At 65.8% G+C, this 2,244-nt stretch carries 4 protein-coding genes; all 4 read left to right on the top strand.

Annotated elements, in window-relative coordinates; genetic code table 11:
* On the top strand, positions 1-451 hold a 451-nt coding region (locus tag JHD73_RS27540; protein WP_199033302.1), incomplete at its 5' end, for an Lrp/AsnC family transcriptional regulator.
* 101 nt (positions 452-552) lie between these two features.
* Positions 553-1,056, top strand: coding sequence for a sigma-70 family RNA polymerase sigma factor (locus JHD73_RS27535; RefSeq protein ID WP_199033301.1), 504 nt, complete (start codon positions 553-555; stop codon positions 1,054-1,056).
* Between the two features lie 19 nt (positions 1,057-1,075).
* Positions 1,076-2,071: a FecR domain-containing protein gene (locus JHD73_RS27530; RefSeq protein ID WP_199033300.1), complete on the top strand. Its 996-nt coding sequence runs from the start codon at positions 1,076-1,078 to the stop codon at positions 2,069-2,071.
* Between the two features lie 90 nt (positions 2,072-2,161).
* A partial coding sequence (locus JHD73_RS29785; RefSeq protein WP_368735496.1) for a transposase occupies positions 2,162-2,244 on the top strand: 83 nt, incomplete at its 3' end.

The following is a 2,244-nucleotide window of genomic DNA, read 5'->3' as shown; positions in this document are numbered from 1 at the left end:
GGATCGAACAGACAAAGCGATCCTCCGCGCCCTGCAGAAAGATGCGTCCATCAGCAATGTCGCGCTGGCCAAGCGCGTGAACCTGAGCCCGGCTGCATGCCTGCGGCGAGTGGAGCGGCTCAAGGCCGCCAAGGTGATCCGGGGGACGGTCGCGCTGCTCGATCCGCAGGCGATGGGGGCGGGCACCGTGGTGCTGATCGGCGTGGTGCTCGACCGCTCCACGCCGGAGTCCTTCGCTGCCTTTGAGAAGGCCGCGCAGAACATCTCCGGCTGCATGGAGTGCCACCTGGTGACGGGGGAGTTTGATTACTTCCTGCTGATCCGCACGCGGGACTCAGAGAGCTTTACGCGGCTGCATGCGGAGCAGCTGTTGTATCTGCCGGGGGTGCGGCAGGTGCGGTCGTTTATGGGGTTGAAGGAGGTGGTGAGTCGGACGGAGGTGGTGGTTTAAGGGGGGGGGGGGGGAGCGTGACCCTCTGCATTCCCTTTCTTTGTTGATAATGATTCGCATTTGCAATAATATGGCGCTTTGTTACGCCGCCATGCTTGCCAATGTCCGCCGTCGAGCGACCGCCCGTCGATGAAATCCAGTCGCTGTACATCGCCCACCACGGTTGGCTGAACGGCTGGCTGCGACGGCGCCTGGGGAATGCCGCCGATGCGGCTGACCTTGCGCAAGACACCTTCATGCGATTGCTCGCACGCGATGCGCAGATTGCCGCGCGTGAGCCTCGCGCCTTCCTCGCCACCGTTGCGCACGGGTTGGTGGCCAACTTCTTCCGGCGGCGGCAGATCGAGCAGGCATATCTGGAAGCGCTAGCTGCGCTGCCCGTGGCCCATGTGCCGGATCTGGAGACGCGCGCCATCGTGCTGGAAACCCTGGTGGAGATGGACCGCCGCTTGCAGGCCGTCCCACCCGCCGTACGCAGCGCGTTCCTGATGTTCCAGCTCGATGGTGTGCCGCAGGCCGAGATTGCTGCGCAACTGGCGGTGTCCGTTGCCACCGTGCAGCGCTACTTGGTCAAGGCGCTACACCAGTGCTGCTTTCCGGCCTAGCTGAGCGCATCCGGCACCGATGTCTTGCGCCACCTTCCCCACACAGCCTGATCCGCCGATCGATCCTGCGGTTGCGTTGCAGGCATCGCAGTGGATGATCACCCTGATGTCACCCGACGCCGCCGCGCGCGACCACGATGCCTGCACGCAATGGCGCGCACAGCATCCCGAGCACGAGCGGGCGTGGCAACACGTGCAGGCCGTCTGGCAATCGCTGGCGGCGCTGCCCGCTGATCTTGGACGTGCCGTGCTTCGGCAACCCCGGCGCGTGATCAATCCGGCGCGGCGCCACGTGCTTGGCGTTGCAGCGGCCACGCTGGTGTTGGGTGGCGCCGTTGCCTGGCGCTGCGCAAAACCCGGCGCGGATGGCGATGCCTATGCAACTGGCACAGGTGAACGCCGTCACATCCAACTGGCCGATGGCACACACGTCGAACTTGATACCGCCAGCGCAATCGACGTGCGCCTGGACGCGGCAGCGCGCCGCATCATCGTGCGTGCCGGCGCCATTCAGGTGACCACGGGCCGCGACACGCTCGGTCGGCCGCTGTATGTCGATACCGAAGACGGCACGCTGCGCCCGATCGGCACCCGGTTCACGGTGCGCCGCCTGCCCGATGGCGGCACGCGCGTTGGCGTGCAGGAAGGCGCGGTCGAGATTCGCCCCGCAGCGGCGCCGGATGCAACCCGCCTCGTACGCGCGGGAGAACGCATGCGTTTCACCCGGCTGGCGATCGATGCATCCGACGCGCAAGACGACACCAACATGGACGACGCGGCTTGGGTGCGCGGCATGCTGGCCGTGCACGAGATGCCGCTGGAGACCTTCCTCGCCGAGCTTGGGCGCTATCGCCCTGGGTGGGTGCGCTGCGCACCCGATGTGGCCGCGCTGCGTGTCTCAGGTGTGTTCCCGATCGATGACACCGGGCGCGTGCTGGAAGCCCTGCCGCACGTGCTGCCCGTGCAGGTCCGCACGCTTAGCCGCTACTGGGTCATGGTCTCGGCGCGTGACTGAGCCGTGCCCGCTGCTATCTCCACCCAACACTCCATAGAAAAGTTTTGGTAATTCCTACCCAAACCGGACCAGAGTTACCCTGGTCCGACCATGAAGCGATGCCCGGATTGTTCCGCAAGCAGGCCCTACAAACTCTCCGATGGGCGGCTCAAATGCCGCGCATGCGGCAAGCG

Origin of the sequence: Ralstonia sp. ASV6, assembly GCF_016429285.1 — a bacterium.
GTDB lineage: Bacteria > Pseudomonadota > Gammaproteobacteria > Burkholderiales > Burkholderiaceae > Ralstonia > Ralstonia flaminis.
Note: the sequence above shows the minus strand (reverse complement) of the source record. Positions and strands in the feature narration are given on the sequence as shown.

Coding starts and splice junctions, on each gene's coding strand:
- JHD73_RS27530 (WP_199033300.1), top strand. CDS start 1,076: ATGTCTTGCGCCACCTTCCCCACACAGCCTGATCCGCCGATCGATCCT.
- JHD73_RS27535 (WP_199033301.1), top strand. CDS start 553: ATGTCCGCCGTCGAGCGACCGCCCGTCGATGAAATCCAGTCGCTGTAC.